This is a genomic window from Natronomonas marina (genome assembly GCF_024298905.1).
Classification (GTDB): Archaea; Halobacteriota; Halobacteria; order Halobacteriales; family Haloarculaceae; genus Natronomonas; species Natronomonas marina.
The window spans coordinates 1,400,153-1,419,041 of sequence record NZ_CP101154.1 but is presented as its reverse complement, the minus strand read 5'-3'; the positions used below and the strand labels follow the sequence as shown (position 1 = coordinate 1,419,041).

Below are 18,889 nucleotides of genomic sequence, written 5' to 3'. Positions count from 1 at the left end.
TATTAATATATCCCGGTGGGGGAGTCAACCTGCCACCGGCAACGGCAGTAGTGTAATCAAGCGAACGCGCTTCCTCCCACCCCTGAAGGGGTGGGTTTCCGCGCTGTGGTATCTATGAGGAACCGGCCGGACCCCTCGACGGACGTCGACGGCGACGACCCTGCGGAGTGTCCCTACTGCGGGTCGACGGACACCGAACGGGAGCACCCGAAGGGCCCGTCGCTGTGCCGCTCGATGCACTACTGCAACGAGTGCAACGAGCCCTTCGAAGCGTTCGGGTGACTGAAAGGACCGTTTGACATTCCTGAAGGGCCTTATACGTCGCGCCGGTAGCGGCGCCCATGCGACGCCGCACGCTCATCGCGGCCGCGAGCGCGACGGGCGCCGCCCTCGCCGGCTGTACCGGCGAGGGACGGCTCTCCGACGGGACGCCGACCGGAACGACCGAGCCCTGCGAACGCGACCGGGAGCCACCGAACGACCCCGGCGGCGAACTCGACCCCCGCGAGTTGCCCGAGCGCCCCGACGAGTGGACCGAGGAGTCGGTCGAGCGGTTCGTCCGCGAGTACGAGGCCGCCTACCGGCAGCGTCGGGTACTGACCGAGGACACGACCTCGTTCGGCCACAGCGAGACGGTCGAGGTGCTACGCGAGGTCGACCGCGGCTACCGCGTCGAGATGCGAACGAACTTCTACTACAACGAGGCGACCGACGACGGCGAGGTTCACGCCGACAGCCCCGACTACGGGGTAGTCTACCTGGTCGCCGACGACCGGCTTCGTCGGGCGGCTGAAGGGGGATACGATGCCGACCCCAGTCTCGAGAACGCCCGGACGATGGAGTGCTGGTAGCCGGCGTCGGGCGAGGCGGGCGCCCGACCCGTCGTCAGGCGCCCGTCTCGAGGTCGCCGCCCTCCCGTTCCCACTCGGTGAGGCTGCCCTCGTAGAACGCGAGGTCGGGGTAGCCGAGGTGCCGGAGGACGGTGTAGGTGTGGCTGATGCGACGGGCGGTGTTGCAGTACAGCAGCACCCGCCGGTCGGGGGTGATGCCGCGCTCCTCCAGCAGCCGTCGCAGCTCCGGTTCGGGGTCGAGCCCCCGCGTATCGTCGTCGACGAGTTCCCGCCAGTCCAGCCGGACCGATCCGGGGATGTGGCCCTCCTCGTACTCCCACTCCTCGCGGGTGTCGACGATGACCGTGTCGGGGTCGTCGATGGCCGCCTCGACGGTATCGAGTTCGACGAGCGGGCCGTCGCGCTGGAACGACGCCTCGTAGTCGGCCGGTTCCGGGTCGGGCGTCTCGTCGCTCGTCTCGTGGGCCAGTTTCCAGGCCGAGAAGTCCCCGTCCAGCAGGTGGAGTTTCGCGGGGTCGTGACCGTACAGTTCCGCGGTGACGAGCAGGCGGGCCGCGAAGACGCCGTGGGTGTCGTCGTAGGCGACGAGTTCGTCGTCGGTGCCGACGCCCGCCTCGGCCATCAGTTCGGCGAAGCGGTCCGCGCCGGGGAGCATCCCCGCCTCGCCTTCGTCCTCGGCGCGGAAGCTGTCGAAGGGCACGTTCACCGCGCCGGGGACGTGCCCGATGCCGTCGTACTCCCAGGCGTCGCGGACGTCGACGACCCGGACCGCCCCGAGCCGCTCTGCCAGCCACGACGCCGGGACCACTACCTCGCTCATACGGGCCACTCGGCGCGGGGCGGCTTGAAGCTTGTAATCCGGCGCGGTCGCAGTTACCGGAGCTTATTGCCCCTTCCGGGCTCGAACGGCGGTCGTCACGCCGCCGATTCGACCCGTTTCGGCGGGGTCGGAGGTCGAAACCCGCCGACGGACTGCGACCAGTTACCGGTAACATTATCCGTAGCTCGTGAGGGCTGGCCGAACGTGCCGAGAGTCGTAGTACTATATGGGTAGTGGAGGTATACCTACCCGAACCATGAGCGACTACGCGAAAGAGGACGTACTCGTATCGGCGGACTGGGTGGAGGACCACCTGGACCACTTCCAGAGCGACGCCCCGGACTATCGACTGCTGGAGGTCGACGTCGACACCGAGGTCTACGACGAGGAGGGCCACGCACCCGGCGCCATCGGTCTCGACTGGGAGAAGGACCTCCGCGACCAGGTCCAGCGCGACCTGCTCTCGAAGGACGCCTTCGAGGCGCTGATGGAGGACCTCGGCATCACCGAGGACACCACCGTCGTCCTGTACGGCGACAACGCAAACTGGTTTGCGGCCTACACCTACTGGGAGTTCAAGTACTACGGCCACGACGACGTCCGACTGCTGGACGGCGGCCGCGACTACTGGGTGGCCAACGACTACCCGCTGACCGACGAGGTGCCGGAGTTCCCCTCGACGGAGTACGAGGCCAGCGGTCCCCACGAGTCCATCCGCGCCTACCGCGAGGACGTCGAGAAGGCCATCGACCGCGGCCTGCCGCTCGTGGACGTCCGCTCGCCCGAGGAGTTCAGCGGCGAGATCCTCGCCCCGCCGGGACTCCAGGAGACCGCCCAGCGCGGCGGCCACGTCCCCGGCGCCAAGAACATCTCGTGGGCCGACGTGACCAACGACGACGGCACGTTCAAGACCCGCGACGAACTCGAGGAGCTGTACGCCGGACACGGCATCGAGGGCGAGGAGACCACCATCGCCTACTGCCGCATCGCCGAGCGCTCCTCGGTCGCGTGGTTCGCGCTCCACGAACTGCTTGGCTACGAGGACACCTCCAACTACGACGGCTCCTGGACGGAGTGGGGCAACCTCGTCGGCGCGCCCATCGAACGCGGCAGCGGCGACTGACCACTCTCCACCGATAACTTCTCCGTTCTTTCGACCGGGCAGCGTTGCCGCCGACCGCTGGTTACAAGCGCGCGGCGGGCCTACCGACGCCCATGACACCCGAGGAGTTCCTCGAAGAGGTTCGCGAGGCGAACAAGACCGCTCTCTCGCGGCTCGGGTCCTCGAAGGCGCTGTACGCCGACACGATGGGCGAGATGGACGCCGGGGAGGTGCTGACCGCGGCTGCGACGGCCGAACACCACGCTGCCGAGACCTACGCGGCGTGGGCCGGATTCTCGGAGGACGAGGTCGCGGCGGCCTTCGAGACGACCGCCGACGAGGAGCGGGACCACTACGAGACGGTCGCCGGCGAACTCGACGACCACGACCCGGGCGAGGTGCCGGCCATCCAGGCGTACCTGCGGGACCTGGAGGGCGACGTCGAGCGCGTCGGCGGGTTCGTCGGCCGGACGCTGGCTGCCGAGAAGTCCAAGGAACAGGTGACAGGCTTCTTCGTCGGCGATGCCGACCCACAGACCGCACGGCTGTTCCGCGGGATGGGCGACGACCTCGACGCCCAGCTCGAACGCGCGACCGACCTGCTCGAGTCGCTGTGCGGGGACAACGACGAGTGCTGGGAGCGAGCGGAGACGGCCGCAAGCGGCGCCATCCAGGCCGCCTACGCGGAGTACACCGAACGGCTCGAGGGGATGGGCGTCAACCCGAAGCCGGTCTGTTGAGGAAGGTTCGAACCGCTGGCCTCGAACCGGAAGACGGATCGAGGCACGATCTCGGAGGGTCGTTTCTCGTCCGCCGATCCGAATGGTTTCCGGAATCGTCCCCGGGATCCTGCCGCTGTACCACTACCGGCTCGATCCGGACGTCCGATCGTTCAGTCGATCCGTGAGCGTGCCGACGATGTCGGTGAGGTAGGCGGTCCCCCAGACGGCGACGATGACCGCGCCCACGGTGTCGAACACCAGGTCCATCATCGTGTCGCCGAGTCCGTACTGTGTCAGGACGGCCCGGCTGCCGGTGAGTGCAGCCACCTCGCCGATAGCGAACTCGATGACCTCCCAGAACACACCGAACGCCAGCACGACGACGAGGATGAAGACGAACATGAACCGCGGCGGGAGGCGGACGGCATCGGAGTGTTCGTCGAACGCGCGGGCGGTGGTGTAGCCCGCCGCGGCGACGATACTCGACGAGAGGGTGTGTGTGAGGTTGTCCCACCACGGAATGGAGTTGTAGAAGGTGCCCTCGGTGCCCGGAATCCCGACCGTCCCGAGCGCGTGGAGGAAGACGGCGGTCGTGATCCACAGCGTCAGGCCGGTGTCCAGCGGGATGTCGTAGTCCCGCTCGAGGAGGGCGGGAAGCAGCGAGACGCCGAACGCGACCGCCGTGTTGACGAGGATGCCGGTGTTGCCGCGGACGAAACCGACGACGAACAGCCCGACCATAGCGACCTGCATCCCGCGTGTGAGTCGGAGCTGCCACCGTCTGCCGAGCGCGAGGCGGTCCCGGAGGCTCACGGGAACTCCTCCAGTTCGACGTCGTCGGTGATGCGGTCGTCCAGCGGGGCGTGCCGGCGGAAGTAAAACTGGAAGACGATGCCGGCGCCGACGCCGGCGACGGTCGAGGCCACGAAGTCCAGCATCAGGTTGTGCTCGATGACGGACTCCTCGACGCCCGGTTTGAGGAGAAGCGTCGTCCCGAGCAGGACGTCGGGAATCCAGCGGGCGACGGCCCAGACGCCGGCGGCCGCCATCGTCGTGAGAACGACGAACACGACGGCGAAGCGGTGGTCCATCCGGACCGGCGTGAAGACGTGCAGTTCGACGGCCACGATGAGCGCGATAGCCGCGACCGCGACGTAGTTGGCGATTCGGCCGGTTCCCAGCCCGGCGAGGACGACGAACGCCCGGCTCAGGACCGGCAGCGACGCGACCGCCAGTACCTCCCAGGGCAGCATCGCACGGACGGTCCGCAAGCCGACGGGCGGCACGAGCGCCAGGGCGACGATGGCGACCGCGAAGCCGGCAGACAGCAGTTCGCCCTCCAGGGCGCTGCCGGCGGCCAGCAGCGCGACCAGGCCCACCAGGAACCACGCGATGATCGCGTTCAGCCGCGTGTCGGTGAGTATCTGCGCGAGTACCGACTCCTCCATACCGTCTCCTTCGGGCGGCAACGTGAAGTGCTTCGGGGTCAAGTGGTTCGAGAATCGAAGATTCTCGTCATCACGAGAGAGCTCCGCTCTCTCGAACGACCCCGAGGCTTCCTGTTTCCACGACGCACTTTGCAGATTCCACGGCGGAATCCACAGGGAGCGCAGTCTCCGCAAGCGTGGATTCGGCCTCTCCCAGACCTACTTGGTGGCGACGGCGGCGCGTCCGACCGTCCGTGTTTTTGGACTTGAAGCCGGAGGCACGTTGTGCCGTCACACTCCATCATTCAGCATCTTGCAACTTAATGGCTTGTGCCATTACGTGTCGGCTTCATCCACGGGGTCAAGCCCCGTGGCATTCGCCTTGCAATTCTGTAAAAACCTACAGCCAGGTATACAGCGTCCCGTACGCCAGGAGTGCGGCCGACAGCGCGGCAAGGCCGGTCAACGCGACGCCGAGCGGCGTCAGCGGGCGACGGTCGGCGTCGGGGGTCAGCAGCCGCCACCAGTTCCGGGGGTGGACGCCGACGCCGGAGACCATCCCGACGCCAAGCGCGCCGAAGACGAAGCGGTACGGCGCCTCCAGCGACGGCGGCGGCAACAGGAGGACGGCGCCGGCGAACCCGACCCCAAGCGTCGCGTGCGGTCGGACGTGGTCGGTCAGTCGCCGGTCGGTGACGTGGAGGTACACCAGTGCGGCCGCCCACATCGTCGCTATCTCGAGGCCGAAGGCGCCGAGCAGGTGCATCGTCGGATCCGGGTGGAGGAGGAGTCGCTCGGCGACGAGCGTGACGTCGAAGGGGTACAGAAGCTCCGGCGGCGCCCCGGTGAACAGGTCGCCGAAGGGGTGAGCCAGCAGGCCGACCACGGCGGCGGCCCCGACGTGCGGCGCGTCGATTCCCCACCGGGTGCCGGCACTGGCGACGCCGAAGACGACGACGACGAAGGCGGCCATGACGACCGCCGACAGCGCGCCGTCGGTCGCGCCTACCGCGACGAGCCCGGTACCGACGGTGACTGCGAGTGCCCTGGTCGCCTTCGTCCGGGCGGCCCACAGCGCCGCCCCGACCGCTCCGAGTGCCCCGACGACGAGCGAGTGGGTCACCGCCCGGTGGACGACGTTGCCGGCGGCCCAGAAGGCTGCTTCCGCCTCCAGAAGGCCGTCGACGCCGACGAGTCCCACGGGAGCGTAGAGGATGTCCACGTCCGGCGAGAGGCCGAAGGCGCCGGCCAGCAGGCCCACAGCCAGCGCTCGCTCCCTGTCCCAGCCTGCGAGGGCGGCGAGACCGGCGACGATGGCGAACGCGACGAGGCCGTGACCGACGAACATTCGACGGTAGTTCGCGCTCGGCGGAGATAAGTCGCTCGGCCAGTCTCGGTCGATCCGGCGATTCCCAGCGATCTGGAACCGACCACAGATTACATTCTCGCGTCGAGCGACGTGAGATTATGCGTACCCTGCAGACGCTTCTGGTCGTGTCACTGGTCCTCCTTGCCGGCTGTTCGTTCGGTGCGCCAGCGACCGACGACCAGACGCCGACGACGACGTCGACACCGACCCCGACGTCAGCAACGACCTCGACGCCGACCGCGACGCCCGGCACTGGGACGGAACTCGCACCCGGCATCACCCGCGAGGGTATCACCAATCCCGTCGCGCTGATGAACGCCCACCAGCGGGTCCTACTGGAGGACGGCTTCGCCGTCGACCAGCGGGTCGTGACCACCTACGAGGGTACGGTCGAAAGCCGGCTGGCCCTGCGGACCGTCGTCGGCCCCGGCGGCGAGGTCGCTTTCCGGAACGGCACGTCGACGGCGGCCGACGCCAACGGCACCGAGGTCGTCACCAGCAACGACATCTGGCTGAACACGACCGCCCAGGTCTCCCGACACTTCGAGGGCGGAGAGGTCACCTACGACGTCCACGAGCGGCTGTCCCCACCGGAGTCGCTGGTCTGGTTCGGGACCGTCCAGCGCGACATCCAGTTCGCCGCCGACGCCTACGAGGTGACGGCCGTCGAGCGCCGCGACGGCGTCCGGTTCGTGACCCTCGCGGTCAGTTACGACCGAGTCGGCAACGACGGCGTCGACGACGCCGTCGGGACGCTGCTCGTCGACGAGCGGGGCGTCATCCACCGTGCGGAGATGAACGTCAGCTACGACGAGGGCACCGTCTACAGCACGACCTACGAGGTGATCGAACTCGGCGCCGAGCCCGAGCCTCCGGACTGGCTCGACGGCGTTCCGCCCAGCGCCGCCCTCGACGTGGGACTCGACATCTTCGAGTTCGACGCATCGAGCATCGAACTGGTCCACACCCACGGCGACGCCGCTCCGGCGGGTTCTCTCGTGACCGTCGTCTCGAACGGCACACTGTACGAGACGACTCTCGAGGCGCCGTTCGGCGACGGCAGCCGCTACCTCTGGGTCGACGCCGACGGGCGGCTCCGGGCGACCGCCGAACGGCCGGCCGACGACGCGCGGCCACTCGACACCGAGGTCACCGTCACTGTCCGCGCACCGGACGGCGGCGTGCTGTTCTCGACGAGCATCGGACGGTTGTAACCGACCCCGCCCTACTTCGCTCGGTCTTGCGACCTCGCTCGTTGAGGGAGGGGCTTTGATGTGGGACTCGCCGTCAATTGTCGCCGGGGAGGAAGGTCGTTCCTCACCCGTACCGAACGACCGTCGGGGTCAACATCCCCACCATTCGGGGGCCGGGCTACTGCGGCCCGTGATACCGGCGACGTGTGCGCAGCGGTATCACTAGGCACTGGTATGGTTGCCCCCGGAAAAAGTGTATCGGGTGGCGAGTCGAACAGCAGCAACAACGGTACCTGCTTCCCAGCGTGTCGGCTTCCTCCCCGGCCTACTCGCGTCGTCCTTCCGACTGGCGTCGGAAGTCCTCGCTTCTTGAGACCGGAGGCTCCGCCTCGAAACCGCTGAGGCCCCCACCCTCACAGCAACGCCGCCGAGAAGGAGTGTTCTCGTGGGACGTCTGGACGGTCCGCGGTCACCGGAATCTGACGTCGCATGCGGCAGGCGTCCTGGCACTACTGAACGAGGCCGGCGACGTCGTCCACGGGGAACGGCAGCCGCACCAGCGGACGCCATCGGGACTTATACACCTCCGGCGGGAAATCCGAGTATCGATGGACTCCAGTGACGCGGGCTGGTTCGCCGGGACCGACCGCGACGACATCGGCGCAGCAGCCGACGCCATCAGGAGCGGCGAGAGCGACGACCCTCGTGACTGGCCGTCCCTCGCGGTCGAGTCCGGCTTCGCCGACACCGAGGACGACTACTACGAGGCGCTCCACGCGGCGACGATGGCCGCGACCCGGCAGGCGGTCCGCGAGCGGGAACGGGCCGACGACCAGCAGTTGATTCACGCCGTGCGCGCGATGGACGACTGCCTGCGCGTCGCCAACGAACTGGCCGAACGGGTCGCCGAGTGGGCCGGCAGCAGCCGCGAGGACGCCGGCACGGGCGTCGAGTACGCCCGGGAACTGGCCGAGGCGGACGACGACGGGCCGCTGGTCTCGCTGGCCGGCCGGGTCCGGGACCTCGACGACGAGGCCGCCGACCTCCGGAGCCACGTCGAGCGGACGACCCCGGAGGTGGCGCCGAACCTCGCCGCGATGGCGGGGCCAGTACTGGCGGCGCGACTCGTCGCGCTGGCGGGCGGACTGGAGGAGTTGGCCCGCAAGCCGGCGGGGACGGTGCAGGTGCTCGGCGCCGAGGAGGCGCTGTTCGCGCACCTGCGGGGCCACGCTCCCTCCCCGAAACACGGCGTCATCTACGCCCACGAGGCGGTTCGAGGGACCCACCCCGACCACCGGGGGTCGGCCGCGCGGGCGCTGGCGGGCAAACTGACCATCGCGGTGCGAGTCGACCACTACTCCGGCGAGCGGAAGCCGGAACTGGACGCCGAACTCGAAGACCGCATCGAGCGCATCCAGGAGCGTGATGTCGAGTGAGCCTGCCCGACGGCGTCCAGCGCCGCGCCATCGACGGCGAGGAGGCGCTTGCGACCCGCGGCGAACCGGTGTACGGCGAGGGAACCGACGGCGAGTGGCGGCGGTGGGATCTCCGGCGGTCGAAGCTCGGTGCGATGCTCGAGATGGACGTCGACACCGGCCTGGCGGGCGGCGAGACGGTGCTGTACCTCGGTGCCGCGGCCGGGACGACGGTCAGCCATGTCGCCGATTTCGCGGGACCGACCTACGCCGTCGAGTTCGCCGCACGGCCGGCGCGGGACCTGCTCGACGCGGCGGAACCGCGAGGGAACCTCTTTCCGCTCCTGAAGGACGCCCGCAAGCCGGAGACGTACGCCCACGTCGTCGAGCCGGTCGACGTCGTGGTGCAGGACGTCGCCACGCGGGGCCAGGCGCGGGTGGCGCTGGCCAACCGACGGTTCCTCCGGGACGACGGCCGACTGCTGCTGTCGGTGAAGGCCAGAAGCGAGGACGTCACCGGCGACCCCGACGCGGTGTTCGACGAGGTCCTCGATTCGCTCGCCGAGGGGTACGAGGTGCTGTCGGCGCGGGGACTGGAGCCGTTCCACGACGACCACCTGGCCGTGGTCGCACGGCCGAAGTAGCGACGGCAGTGTCGGCGCCCGTCCCGGGCGGGTGTGGCGGCCCCGGACGCGTCCGCGCCCGATTCAAGTCCCTCCGCCACGAGGCCACGGACGTGACGACGACCGGAGGACCGCCGGCCCCGTCCGGCGGACACCCGCTGCTCGGCCAGACGCTCCCGTTCCTCTCGGACCCGCTCGGGTCGCTCCGTCGGTGGGGCCGGGCCGACGAGGACGTTCTCCAGGCCAGGGTAGGGGGACGGACGTTCTGTCTGGTCTCGGCGCCCGGGCCGACCGAGCGGGTGCTCACGACGGACGCCGACGCCTACCGGAAGGCCGACATCGTCCGCGAGAACCTCGAGACGCTACAGGGGGGCAGTCTGGTCCTGCTGGAGGGCGAGGAGTGGCGCGAGCGGCGACGGCTCCTCCGGTCGGGGTTCGGGGACAAGCAGGCGCGGGCCGCGGGGTCGGTGACGGCCCGGTACGCGGCGGACGCGGTCGATAGCTGGCCGGACGAGGTACGGGTCGACGAGCGGATGCGGTCGCTGTCGCTTTCGGTGCTGGCTCGCGTCCTGTTCGGACTCGACCTCCGCGGTGGCCGGACGCCGATAGACGAGGCGGCCGACGACGTCCTCGCACGGATGGACCCGCGTAGCCTCTCGGCATTCCTCCCGGAGTGGGTCCCGACACCGACGAACTACCGGTTTCGAGCCGCGGTGCGGACGCTGCACGACCGCATCGACGGCCTCGTCGCCGGGGCCGACCCCGCTCGCGACGACCTGCTCGGAACGATGCTCTCGGCCGGCGTGGCACCGGAGCGAATCCGTGACGAACTGATAGCGCTGCTGTTCGCGGGCTACGATTCCACCGCGACGGCGCTGGCGGTGACGCTCGCGCTCGTCGGTGACCACCCGGACGTGCAGGCGCGCCTCCGGGAGGAACTGGCCGAGGCGCCCGACGAGGGTGGCCCCGAGTCGATCGGTGCGGGGGACCGCCCGTATCTCGACGCCGTCGTCCGGGAGAGTCTCCGCCTGTACCCGCCGCAGTACCTCCTGTTCCGGGAACCGAGCGAGGCCGTCACGCTGGGCGGCTACCGCGTCGAGGCGGGCACGACGGTCGTGCTCTCGCCGTGGCTGTGCGGGCGGGACGGGGCCCACTGGGATGCGCCGGCGCAGTTCCGGCCGGAGCGGTGGCTCTCCGAACGGGACCGACCGAGGTTCGCGTACTTCCCGTACGGCGGCGGTCCACGGTACTGCCTCGGTCGACGGCTGGCCGAGCGGACGATTCGAACCGTGGTGTCGGTCGTCTGTCGGCGACGGGCGTTGCGACTGCCGGGCGACCTGTCGGTGAGCGCCGGGCCGACGCTCTCGCTGGACCCGCTCGAACTGCAGGCACGTCCCGACCCCGTATGACATCCTCCCCGGCGTGAACGCCGGGGTTTCCTCCGTGGGAGTCTCGGCCGGTCTACGACTCGCCGGAGGCAACATTCCTGCCACGAGGGACGGTACTCGGGTCTGTGCGCCGTTCTTTGGGACGGTGAGAGCGTGGTGACTCCGACCAGTTGTGGTCGTCCCACTCGAACCGCACGGGCCGTGCCATCGGCCTGACTGCCTTCTCTGTGTGCCGTCTCAGGAACGTTTCTGACGCCGTGAGGTCGGCGTGGCCCTCGAACCCACACGGACAGGTGAGCGTGTCCTGCTGCCGGGTGGTTCGCTCTGTTGACCCGCACTGCGGGCACTCTTGACTCGTCCACGCCTCTGACCGGACTTCGACCGAGATACCGTATTCCTCTGCCGTACAGACCAGTCGTTCGGTGAATTTCTTGAACGCCCAGAAGTTGTGCGTCTTCGCGTTGGTTTCGACCGACCAGTGCGTGTCCAGCACGTCGGTCAACCCACCGACATACACCGTATCCACGCCGTCCTCGTAAAGTCGTTCGAGCAAGTCACGACACAGTGCTTCTTGGGCGTGGTCGCGGCGACGGGTTCGCCTCCGGTACAGCCGCCGGATACGCTCGCTACTGTATCGGCCTTCTTCGAGTTTCGACTGCAACCGGGCAATTTCTCGCGTCGTCTCACGGAAGTGGTCGAACAACTCTCAGCCTTCGTACAGATATTGCTCGCCGGTCGTCGTGGTACAGGCAACGAGATTGTTCGCACCAATATCCAGAGCGGCCTTCTCGTCGGCCAGTGGAGTGTCCCGTGCATCATCAGAAACAGTCACGGGTTGCGAAGCTCGGAAGGTGCTATCAGTCTCGTCGTACCACAGGTCTAACCGGCCCTGTTTCTCGTAGTCGGGCCAATTCGGGTCGCCAGCGATTTCCAGCCGGAGACGCCCGGTGTGGTCGTATCGGTCTTTCAACTCGCGCCCGACCAGTATCTCAAGCCGGGAGCAGTCGCCCCATTCGACGGTGTACGACGTGTTGCGAATGACGGTCTTGAGTTGTCGCCCATCGTCCTCGTTGCCACGGAAGTCCGGTGGGTCCGGGTGGTCCGTAACCGACGTGTCCGACTCGTCGTAGTACTGGTCTTTCAGGCGGAAGAACGCCCGCCACGCTTCGCTGTTTTTCCGGATTACCTGCTGGGCGGTAGACGCCCCGAGGACGCCTTTGTATCGACCTTCCAGATCGCCGGTATCGGCGTCCCAGACGTCGCCCTCGAAGCCGTCTTCGTCGTTGTACCGCATGAGGCGCTGGAAGTTGACTTCGTTCCAGAGAGCGGCGGAAGCGTCCAACAGGTCCCGTAGCACCCGCTCATCGGTGTCGGTGAGCGGCCGCACGGCGAACGTGTTGGCACGCTTCATCCGAAGTATAATGAGTCTCGCTGTCTAATAAGTCTGTTGATGAGGCCAAACATCGATATTGACTGGGCAATCCACGGGCGAATCAAGGACTACGCAGAAGCAAACGGCGTGACCCTCTCGGAAGCATATTCAGAGGTGTTGGAAGCCGGTCTGGAAGCGTTGGAGACTCAAGATCAGTGATAAGGCGACGGTGCTGTTACCGGGCTTACACGATTCACGCCCGCCGTAAACGGCGGGACTCTCTCGCTGTTGAAAGGTAGCACCGGCCGAGGCGAGCGACGGGGCCGGCCTCGGTGGCGGTGTGCGTCCGGGCCGCAACAGGTCACATGCTATTTATCCACCCCCGGCCAACGTGACGGCGATGGAGTTGGGCTCCCGCGAGGCCTTCGACCGGATGGGCACGCTCGGCATCGAAGAGGAGTTCTTCGTCGTCGACGAGACCGGGCGCCCGACGGCGGGAACCGACGAACTGGTCTACGACTCGGAGCCGCCCGCGATTCTGGCGGACCGCCTGGACCACGAACTGTTCAAGTGCGTCATCGAGACGCAGACACCCACCGTCGAGTCGCTGGGGGAAGCCGAGGACGCGCTGGAGTCAGTCCGGACTGCGCTGGTCGAGCACGCCCGCGAGCACGGCTTCGACGTGGCGGCGGCGGGGCTGCACCCGGCAGCGGAGTGGCGACGGCTCGAACACGCCGAGAAGCCGCGGTACCGGGCCCAGCTGGACCGCATCCGGTACCCACAGCACCGCAACACGACGGCGGGCCTGCACGTCCACGTCGGGGTCGACGACGCCGACAAGGCGGTGTGGGTCGCCAACGAACTGCGGTGGTACCTGCCGGTCATGCTCGCGCTGTCGGCGAACTCGCCGTTCTGGAACGGCTTCGACACGGGGCTGGCCTCCGCGCGGGCCAAGATATTCGAGGGGCTGCCGAACACGGGGATGCCGACGGCCTTCGAGGACTTCGAGGCGTTCCAGCATTTCGAGCGGACGATGGTCGAGACGGACTCGATCAACGACCGCGGCGAGCTGTGGTACGACGTGCGGCCCCACTCCGAGCACGGCACCGTCGAGGTGCGGACGCCGGACGGGCAGGCCGACCCCGAGCGGGTGCTGGCGTTCGTCGAGTACACGGCCGCGCTGGTCGAGGACCTGGCGGCCCGCTACGAGGACGGCGAGACGGGCCGCGAGCACCGCCGGGAGCCGCTCGACGAGAACAAGTGGCGGGCGCTGCGGTACGGGCACGACGCCGAGCTACTGACCCCCGAGTGGGACGGGACGGTCGGGCTGGGTGAGGTCGTCGACCGGGAGGCCAGTCGCCTCGGCGTGTCGGGGATTCGGTCGCTGTACGAGGCCGAGAGCGGGACGCGACGGCAGCGCCGCCTCCTCGAGGAAGAGGGCCTGGAGGCGCTGTGTGCGGCGCTGCTGGTGGGCAGCGAGGTGCCGTGAGTTTTATTTGCCGGTATTCCATGTGTCCGGCTGAAGAGCACCTATGTCTACGGACGAAAAGGCGGACGACGGGTCGGGAGAGCCCGTCGACACGGAGGAGGGGAGCGTACGGGGCAAACTGGAACAGGAGGCGGGAAAGGCAGCCGAGCAGTTCGACGAGAGCATCGTCGACCTGCTCTCGTGGGTGCTGGACACCGAGACGCGGGCCAGAATCTACGTCTATCTGCGACAGAACCCCGGCAGCACGAGCGAGGAGATAGCCGAGGGGACGGGGCTGTACCCCAGCACCGTCCGGGAGGCGCTGGCCGAGTTGAACGACGAGGAGAAGGTCGGGCGCCGCAAGCGGGAGGCCAGCGGTGCCGGCAACAACCCCTACGAGTACACCGCGATGGCGCCCAGCGACCTCGTCGGCGACATCGTCGGCGAGGTGCAGGACGAACTGAACACCGTCTTCAACCTGGATTCGCACCTCGGCGTCCGGTCGGACGACGAACGGGAGCCGGTGAATATCACGGTCGGGACCGACAACTCCGACGACGGCGACGAGTGACACGGCAGCGTCCCGCATCACAGGAGCTAAATCGGGGCCCCGCCTTTCGGCCCGCATGAACGTCGTACTGGGCGGGACCTTCGACCCGGTCCACGACGGCCACCGGGCGCTGTTCGAGCGTGCCTTCGAGCTGGGGGACCTGACCGTCGGCCTGACCAGCGACGACCTCGCCCCGAAGACCCGCAACGTGGACCGCTACGTCCGCCCGTTCGACGAGCGGAAGGCCGACCTCGAGCGGGAGCTCGCGGCGCTGGCGGCCGACCACGACCGCGAGTTCGAGGTGCGGCGACTCGAGGAACCGACCGGCGTCGCCGACGAACCGGGCTTCGACGTACTCATCGCCTCTCCCGAGACCGTCGAGGGCGCCGAGCAGGTCAACGAGAAACGCGAGCGGAAGGGACTCGATCCGCTGGAAATCGAGGTCGTCGACCACGTCTACGCCGAGGACGGCGACGTGATCTCCTCGACCCGCATCGTCGCCGGCGAAATCGACGACCACGGCAACCTCACGCCCGAACGGGACGGCCGGCCGGCCAGCCGGGACTGACCCTCACCACGCCGGCGGCTCCAGCCCCGCCTCCTCCATCAGGTCCTTCCAGCGCTTCTGGACGGTCAGCCGGGCGACGCCGACCGCATCGGCGACCGCCGACTGCGAGCGGCGCTCGCCGGCGATGAGCGCGCCCGCGTAGAGACTGGCGGCCACCGTCGCCCGCTTCGAGCGCTCGGAATCGGGCACCGTCGACAGGAAGAGGTCGACCGCCCGCGACTTCGCGTCGCTGCCCAAATCGAGCCGCTCGGCCGCGTCGTCGATGGCGGCCAGCCACTCCTCGTTTTCGACCTGATCGGTGGCCCGGTACACGCCACAGGGTCGGTGGGCCAGAAACTTAAACAGTCGGCAGCGGAGCTAAACCGCCGGCGCCCCCAGGGACGGTATGCGCCTGGAAGCCATCTTCGTCGCCGAGGCCGGCGGCGAGCCGATGGAGACCCGCGAGTCCGTCGAGGCCGTCCACGGCGGACTGGCGGGGGACCGTTACTGCACCGGCCGCGGCTACTACTCGCCGTTCGACGTCTGCGAGACCACGTTCGTGCAGGCTGAGGCCATCGAGGAGATACGCGAGACGACCGGCATCGACCTCGCGGACGGTCGCCACCGCCGCAACCTCGTCGTCCGGGGCGGCGACGTCCACGACCTCTTGAACTGCCGGTTCGAACTCGGGGCGGCGACGTTCGAGGGGACCCGTCCCCGGCCGCCCTGCCGGCACGTCGAGGAGGTGGCGGGCGAGGACGGCGTCGCCCGCGCGCTCGGGGACGGCCGCGGCGGCATCTGTGCCCGGGTGGCCGACCCCGGCGAGTTGCGCGTCGGCGACGAGGTTGGCGACGTCGAGGAGATGGGGAACTTCGAGGGGCTGGTCGCCAGCATCCGGGACCGGGTCGGTCGGTAGCGACAGGTATTTTTTGGCGACGGCGGTACGACTCGGTGCGCGCGGGTTGCCGAGCCAGGCCAAAGGCGCAGCGCTTAGGACGCTGTCCCGTAGGGGTCCGCCGGTTCGAATCCGGTCCCGCGCACTGACTGAGTTTTCGAGCGAAGCGAGAAAACGAAGGAAGGAGCAGGACCGATTCGAACCCTGGAAGACGAGCGGTAGCGAGTCTTCCTCCGGTTCGAATCCGGTCCCGCGCACGAGCGACCGAGGCCGCCCGGTTCGAATCCGGTCCCGCACATGAGCAAGCGTAGCGAGCGAAGAGCAGGACCGGATTCGAGCCCTACCAGACGCGCGCAGCGGAGCGAGCACGTCTGGGTCCGGTTCGAATCCGACCCCGCGCACCGATTCTCCAGCAGTGCCAAAACTGAACAGGGCGGGAGCCGTCCCCGAGAACGATGACGGACGTCGACGAGGGGGAGGTACCGACGCTCTCGCTGCGGGCGTACGACGAGCGGGACGCCGGGGCGGTGTGGCGGTTGCACGAACTGGCGTTCCGTGACATCGAGACGGACCCGGCGGACATCCCGGGGACCGACGACCTCCGGGACGTGCGGGGGACCTACATCGAGTCGGGCGGTGGCTTCCTGGTAGGCACAGTCCCGTCGGCGCCCCCGGAGGTGCCGCGGGTCCACGACGGCGCGCTGGTGGCGATGGGCGGGTTCCTGCCGAGCGGGGCGGGTCACGACGACGAGCGGCACGTCGAGGGGGCGGCGGAACTGCACCGGATGCGGGTCGCGCCCGCCTGTCAGCGCCGCGGCTACGGCCGGCGGTTGCTCGGGGCGCTGGAGGCGGCCGTCGAGGCGGCCGGCTACGACCCGGTGCTGGCGACGACCGCCCGCAGACAGCGAGCGGCCGTCGAGTTCTACGCCGACGCGGGCTACACGGTGGTCGGCGAGTCGACGGCGGTCGAGTACGAGCTCGTACACTTCGAGAAACGGCTGGGCTGAGACGGGTGGCGCTCGACGCCGCCGGTGCGGGTGCGGTCGAACTCGCGGAACGCCAGCGGTTTCAGTGCAGGTCGACCCTCCCGGCGGCCGGACCCGGTGGGGTCGACGGCGACCGGCGGGACGCTCAGTAGGGGCCGATCACGGCCGTTCGACGCCGGTGATCTCGAATCGGGCGCCGCCGTCGGCGCTCTCCGTCGCGGTCACGCTCCAGCCGTGGGCGGTGGCTATCTCCTCGACGATGGCGAGGCCGAACCCGGTTCCCGACTCGGCGGTGGTGAACCCGCTCTCGAAGACGGCCTCGCCGTCGTCGGCGGGGATGCCGGGACCGTCGTCTTCGACGTAGAAGCCGCGGTCGAGGTCACCGACGGTGATGGTCACGTCCTCGCCGGCGTGCTCAACCGCGTTCCGAAAGAGGTTCTCGAGCAGTTGCTTCAGGCGGCCGGCGTCGGCCCGGAGCGCGCTCGTCTCCCCGACGACCAGTTCGGCGTCGGCGGTTTCGACGGTTTCGAAGCAGTCGGTACTGACCCGTGCGAGGTCGACGGCCTCGATTTCGGCGGCCGACTCGCCGTCCCGTGCCAGGGCGAGCAGGTCGTCGACGAGCGCCTCCATGCGTTCCAGCGCCTCGGCGACCGCCGCGAGGTCCTCGCTGTCGGCTTCCTCGCGGGCCAACTCGAGGTGGCCGTCGGCGACCGTCAGGGGGTTCCGGAGGTCGTGGGAGACGACGCTTGCGAACTCCTCGAGGCGCTCGTTGGTCCGCTTTAGCTCCGCCGTCCGCTGGGTTCGCTCCAGTTCGTAGCTCATCCACTTGCTCGTCACGCGAACCAGCATCCGGGCGGCGTCGCTGAACGGCTCCTCGCGGGGCTCGGTCGCGGCGAAGCAGAGCGTCCCGTAGAGGTCACCGTCGACGACGACCTTCCCGCCGATGTAGGCGCCGAGTTCGAACGTCCGATAGGCGGGGTCGTCCTCGAAGCCGGCGGCGACGGCGTCCTGGATGGCCAGCAGACCGTCGGTCTCGATGGCGCGACGGCAGTACGCCTCCGAGAGCGGGCAGGACTCCTCGGACTGGAGCAGCGGGTGGTCGCCGCAGGCGTGGACGATGGTCTGTCGCCCGTCGCCGGTCTCGTCGGTATCGACGCGAGAGAGGAAGCCGTAGGGCAGTTCGAGCCGTTCGCAGCCGAGTTCCAGCGTGCGGTCGATCTTCTCCTCGAAGGCCAGTTCCGGATCGGTCGTCACGTCGTACAGTTCCCGGAGGCTCTCGAGGGTGGCCTCCCGGCGCCGCTCGCGTCGCTTCCGGTCGCTGATGTCCCGAACCGTGGCGGTGAACCGATGGGCGCCGCCGACCTCGGCCTCGCCGAAGGAGATGCCCAGCGGTACCTCGTGGCCGTCCCTGTGGAGGCCGGGCAGTTCGATCCAGTCCCACTCGAGGCTTCGCTCGCCCGTCTCCAGGTAGCGGTCGATGGCCGCCTCGTGGGCGTCGTGGAACCGCTCGGGGACGAGCGTCAGCAGCGACCGACCGACGAGTTCGTCGGGCGCGTAGCCGAACACCGCTTCTGTCGCCTCGTTTGCGTACCGGACGACGCTGTCGTCGTCGATGGTGAGGACGACCTGATCGGTGTTGCTCGTCAGGGCGCTGAACCGGGCTCGCGTGGCCTCGAGTGCCCGGGTTCGCTCCCGGCGGTCGGTGACGTCCCGGAGGTACATCGAGAGGCCACCGTCGTCGGGATACGCCCGAAGTTCGAACCACGCGTCCCGGTCGGGGAGGGGCGCCTCCCGGGAGACCGCCTCGCTGTCGGCCATCGCACGCCGGAGCGCCTCGGCGAACGGTGTCCCCTCGATTTCGGGGAAGGCTTCCCAGAGCCGGCTGCCGGACAGTTCCGCAGCCGGTCGGTCGAGCAGGCGGGCGGCGGCGTTGCTCCGCGTGAGACGCCACTCGTCGTCCACCGCGAGATACGCCTCGTTCGTCGCGTAATCGGACTCCTCGCTCATCGTGAACCCACGCCGGCCGCCGCCGGTCGGCCGTCGCCGCCCCGGGTCGAACGGGACGGGAGGACGGCGGCCGTCGAGGAACGAGTCGACGCGCCGTCGCCGGCGAACGGGTGCATACGCGTCGTAGTGTCTCCCGAGGTATAAATGGGGGTTT

General features: G+C 68.8%; 20 protein-coding genes, 1 tRNA gene and 1 pseudogene. 15 read left to right on the top strand and 7 right to left on the bottom strand.

Going from position 1 to position 18,889, the window contains the following annotated elements; genetic code table 11:
• Positions 1 to 114 precede the first annotated feature (114 nt).
• Entirely contained in the window at positions 115 to 282 is a 168-nt protein-coding gene (paaE, locus tag NLF94_RS07690) for a 1,2-phenylacetyl-CoA epoxidase subunit PaaE (protein ID WP_254840881.1), read from the top strand.
• Positions 283 to 341: 59 nt separating this feature from the next.
• A complete protein-coding gene (locus NLF94_RS07685; RefSeq protein WP_254840880.1) occupies positions 342 to 851 on the top strand; it encodes a hypothetical protein in 510 nt (169 codons plus the stop codon).
• Positions 852 to 885: 34 nt separating this feature from the next.
• Here the strand turns inward: NLF94_RS07685 and NLF94_RS07680 are convergent, their stop codons facing one another.
• Entirely contained in the window at positions 886 to 1,671 is a 786-nt protein-coding gene (locus NLF94_RS07680; RefSeq protein ID WP_254840879.1) for a sulfurtransferase, read from the bottom strand.
• 256 nt (positions 1,672 to 1,927) lie between these two features.
• On the opposite strand from NLF94_RS07680, the gene NLF94_RS07675 reads away from it, so the two are divergent.
• Both NLF94_RS07675 and NLF94_RS07670 read left to right on the top strand, forming a co-directional pair.
• Positions 1,928 to 2,794: a sulfurtransferase gene (locus NLF94_RS07675; protein ID WP_254840878.1), complete on the top strand. Its 867-nt coding sequence runs from the start codon at positions 1,928 to 1,930 to the stop codon at positions 2,792 to 2,794.
• A 92-nt stretch (positions 2,795 to 2,886) separates the two neighbouring features.
• Entirely contained in the window at positions 2,887 to 3,513 is a 627-nt protein-coding gene (locus tag NLF94_RS07670) for a ferritin family protein (protein ID WP_254840877.1), read from the top strand.
• Positions 3,514 to 3,636: 123 nt separating this feature from the next.
• Here the strand turns inward: NLF94_RS07670 and NLF94_RS07665 are convergent, their stop codons facing one another.
• The 3 genes from NLF94_RS07665 to NLF94_RS07655 form a co-directional block, all read right to left on the bottom strand.
• The gene (locus NLF94_RS07665; protein ID WP_254840876.1) at positions 3,637 to 4,308 is read right to left on the bottom strand and encodes a DUF2238 domain-containing protein; all 672 of its coding nucleotides are present in this window, start codon (positions 4,306 to 4,308) and stop codon (positions 3,637 to 3,639) included.
• Positions 4,305 to 4,943 (bottom strand): hypothetical protein, encoded by a 639-nt coding sequence (locus NLF94_RS07660; protein WP_254840875.1) that lies wholly within the window; start codon positions 4,941 to 4,943, stop codon positions 4,305 to 4,307. Before NLF94_RS07660 ends, NLF94_RS07665 begins: the two co-directional genes overlap by 4 nt.
• A gap of 379 nt (positions 4,944 to 5,322) precedes the next feature.
• Complete coding sequence (locus tag NLF94_RS07655; protein ID WP_254840874.1) at positions 5,323 to 6,270, bottom strand: metal-dependent hydrolase; 948 nt, start codon at positions 6,268 to 6,270, stop codon at positions 5,323 to 5,325.
• Between the two features lie 119 nt (positions 6,271 to 6,389).
• Here NLF94_RS07655 and NLF94_RS07650 point away from each other — a divergent pair, with 119 nt between their 5' ends.
• From NLF94_RS07650 to NLF94_RS07635, 4 genes are all read left to right on the top strand, one after another.
• Positions 6,390 to 7,505 carry a hypothetical protein gene (locus NLF94_RS07650; RefSeq protein ID WP_254840873.1) on the top strand — a complete coding sequence of 372 codons (1,116 nt, stop codon included), beginning with the start codon at positions 6,390 to 6,392 and terminating at the stop codon, positions 7,503 to 7,505.
• A gap of 587 nt (positions 7,506 to 8,092) precedes the next feature.
• Entirely contained in the window at positions 8,093 to 8,920 is an 828-nt protein-coding gene (locus NLF94_RS07645) for an NOP5/NOP56 family protein (protein ID WP_254840872.1), read from the top strand.
• Complete coding sequence (locus NLF94_RS07640; protein WP_254840871.1) at positions 8,917 to 9,543, top strand: fibrillarin-like rRNA/tRNA 2'-O-methyltransferase; 627 nt, start codon at positions 8,917 to 8,919, stop codon at positions 9,541 to 9,543. The genes NLF94_RS07645 and NLF94_RS07640 overlap by 4 nt, the downstream gene beginning before the upstream one ends.
• A 92-nt stretch (positions 9,544 to 9,635) precedes the next feature.
• Positions 9,636 to 10,931, top strand: coding sequence for a cytochrome P450 (locus NLF94_RS07635; RefSeq protein ID WP_254840870.1), 1,296 nt, complete (start codon positions 9,636 to 9,638; stop codon positions 10,929 to 10,931).
• Between the two features lie 52 nt (positions 10,932 to 10,983).
• Here the strand turns inward: NLF94_RS07635 and NLF94_RS07630 are convergent.
• Positions 10,984 to 12,321 (bottom strand): annotated as a pseudogene (locus tag NLF94_RS07630) (RNA-guided endonuclease InsQ/TnpB family protein).
• Between the two features lie 39 nt (positions 12,322 to 12,360).
• Here NLF94_RS07630 and NLF94_RS07625 point away from each other — a divergent pair.
• The 4 genes from NLF94_RS07625 to NLF94_RS07610 all read left to right on the top strand — a co-directional run bounded on the left by NLF94_RS07625 (position 12,361) and on the right by NLF94_RS07610 (position 14,868).
• Positions 12,361 to 12,501 carry a hypothetical protein gene (locus NLF94_RS07625; RefSeq protein WP_254840869.1) on the top strand — a complete coding sequence of 47 codons (141 nt, stop codon included), beginning with the start codon at positions 12,361 to 12,363 and terminating at the stop codon, positions 12,499 to 12,501.
• 181 nt (positions 12,502 to 12,682) lie between these two features.
• The gene (locus NLF94_RS07620) at positions 12,683 to 13,771 is read left to right on the top strand and encodes a glutamate--cysteine ligase (protein ID WP_254840868.1); all 1,089 of its coding nucleotides are present in this window, start codon (positions 12,683 to 12,685) and stop codon (positions 13,769 to 13,771) included.
• Positions 13,772 to 13,814: 43 nt separating this feature from the next.
• Positions 13,815 to 14,321: a winged helix-turn-helix domain-containing protein gene (locus NLF94_RS07615; RefSeq protein WP_254840867.1), complete on the top strand. Its 507-nt coding sequence runs from the start codon at positions 13,815 to 13,817 to the stop codon at positions 14,319 to 14,321.
• 55 nt (positions 14,322 to 14,376) lie between these two features.
• The gene (locus NLF94_RS07610) at positions 14,377 to 14,868 is read left to right on the top strand and encodes a phosphopantetheine adenylyltransferase (RefSeq protein WP_254840866.1); all 492 of its coding nucleotides are present in this window, start codon (positions 14,377 to 14,379) and stop codon (positions 14,866 to 14,868) included.
• 3 nt (positions 14,869 to 14,871) lie between these two features.
• On the opposite strand, the gene NLF94_RS07605 is transcribed toward NLF94_RS07610, so the two are convergent.
• Positions 14,872 to 15,180, bottom strand: a complete 309-nt coding sequence (locus tag NLF94_RS07605) for a transcription initiation factor IIB family protein (RefSeq protein ID WP_254840865.1) — start codon at positions 15,178 to 15,180, stop codon at positions 14,872 to 14,874.
• 73 nt (positions 15,181 to 15,253) lie between these two features.
• On the opposite strand from NLF94_RS07605, the gene NLF94_RS07600 reads away from it, so the two are divergent.
• The 3 genes from NLF94_RS07600 to NLF94_RS07590 all read left to right on the top strand — a co-directional run bounded on the left by NLF94_RS07600 (position 15,254) and on the right by NLF94_RS07590 (position 16,749).
• Positions 15,254 to 15,763: an MOSC domain-containing protein gene (locus NLF94_RS07600; protein WP_254840864.1), complete on the top strand. Its 510-nt coding sequence runs from the start codon at positions 15,254 to 15,256 to the stop codon at positions 15,761 to 15,763.
• Positions 15,764 to 15,802: 39 nt separating this feature from the next.
• Positions 15,803 to 15,887, top strand: a tRNA-Leu gene (locus tag NLF94_RS07595).
• Positions 15,888 to 16,197: 310 nt separating this feature from the next.
• On the top strand, positions 16,198 to 16,749 hold the full coding sequence (locus NLF94_RS07590; RefSeq protein ID WP_254840863.1) for a GNAT family N-acetyltransferase: 552 nt from the start codon (positions 16,198 to 16,200) through the stop codon (positions 16,747 to 16,749).
• Positions 16,750 to 16,887: 138 nt separating this feature from the next.
• Here NLF94_RS07590 and NLF94_RS07585 read toward each other — a convergent pair whose 3' ends face one another.
• Positions 16,888 to 18,735, bottom strand: coding sequence for a PAS domain-containing sensor histidine kinase (locus NLF94_RS07585; RefSeq protein WP_254840862.1), 1,848 nt, complete (start codon positions 18,733 to 18,735; stop codon positions 16,888 to 16,890).
• Between the last annotated feature and the right edge of the window lie 154 nt (positions 18,736 to 18,889).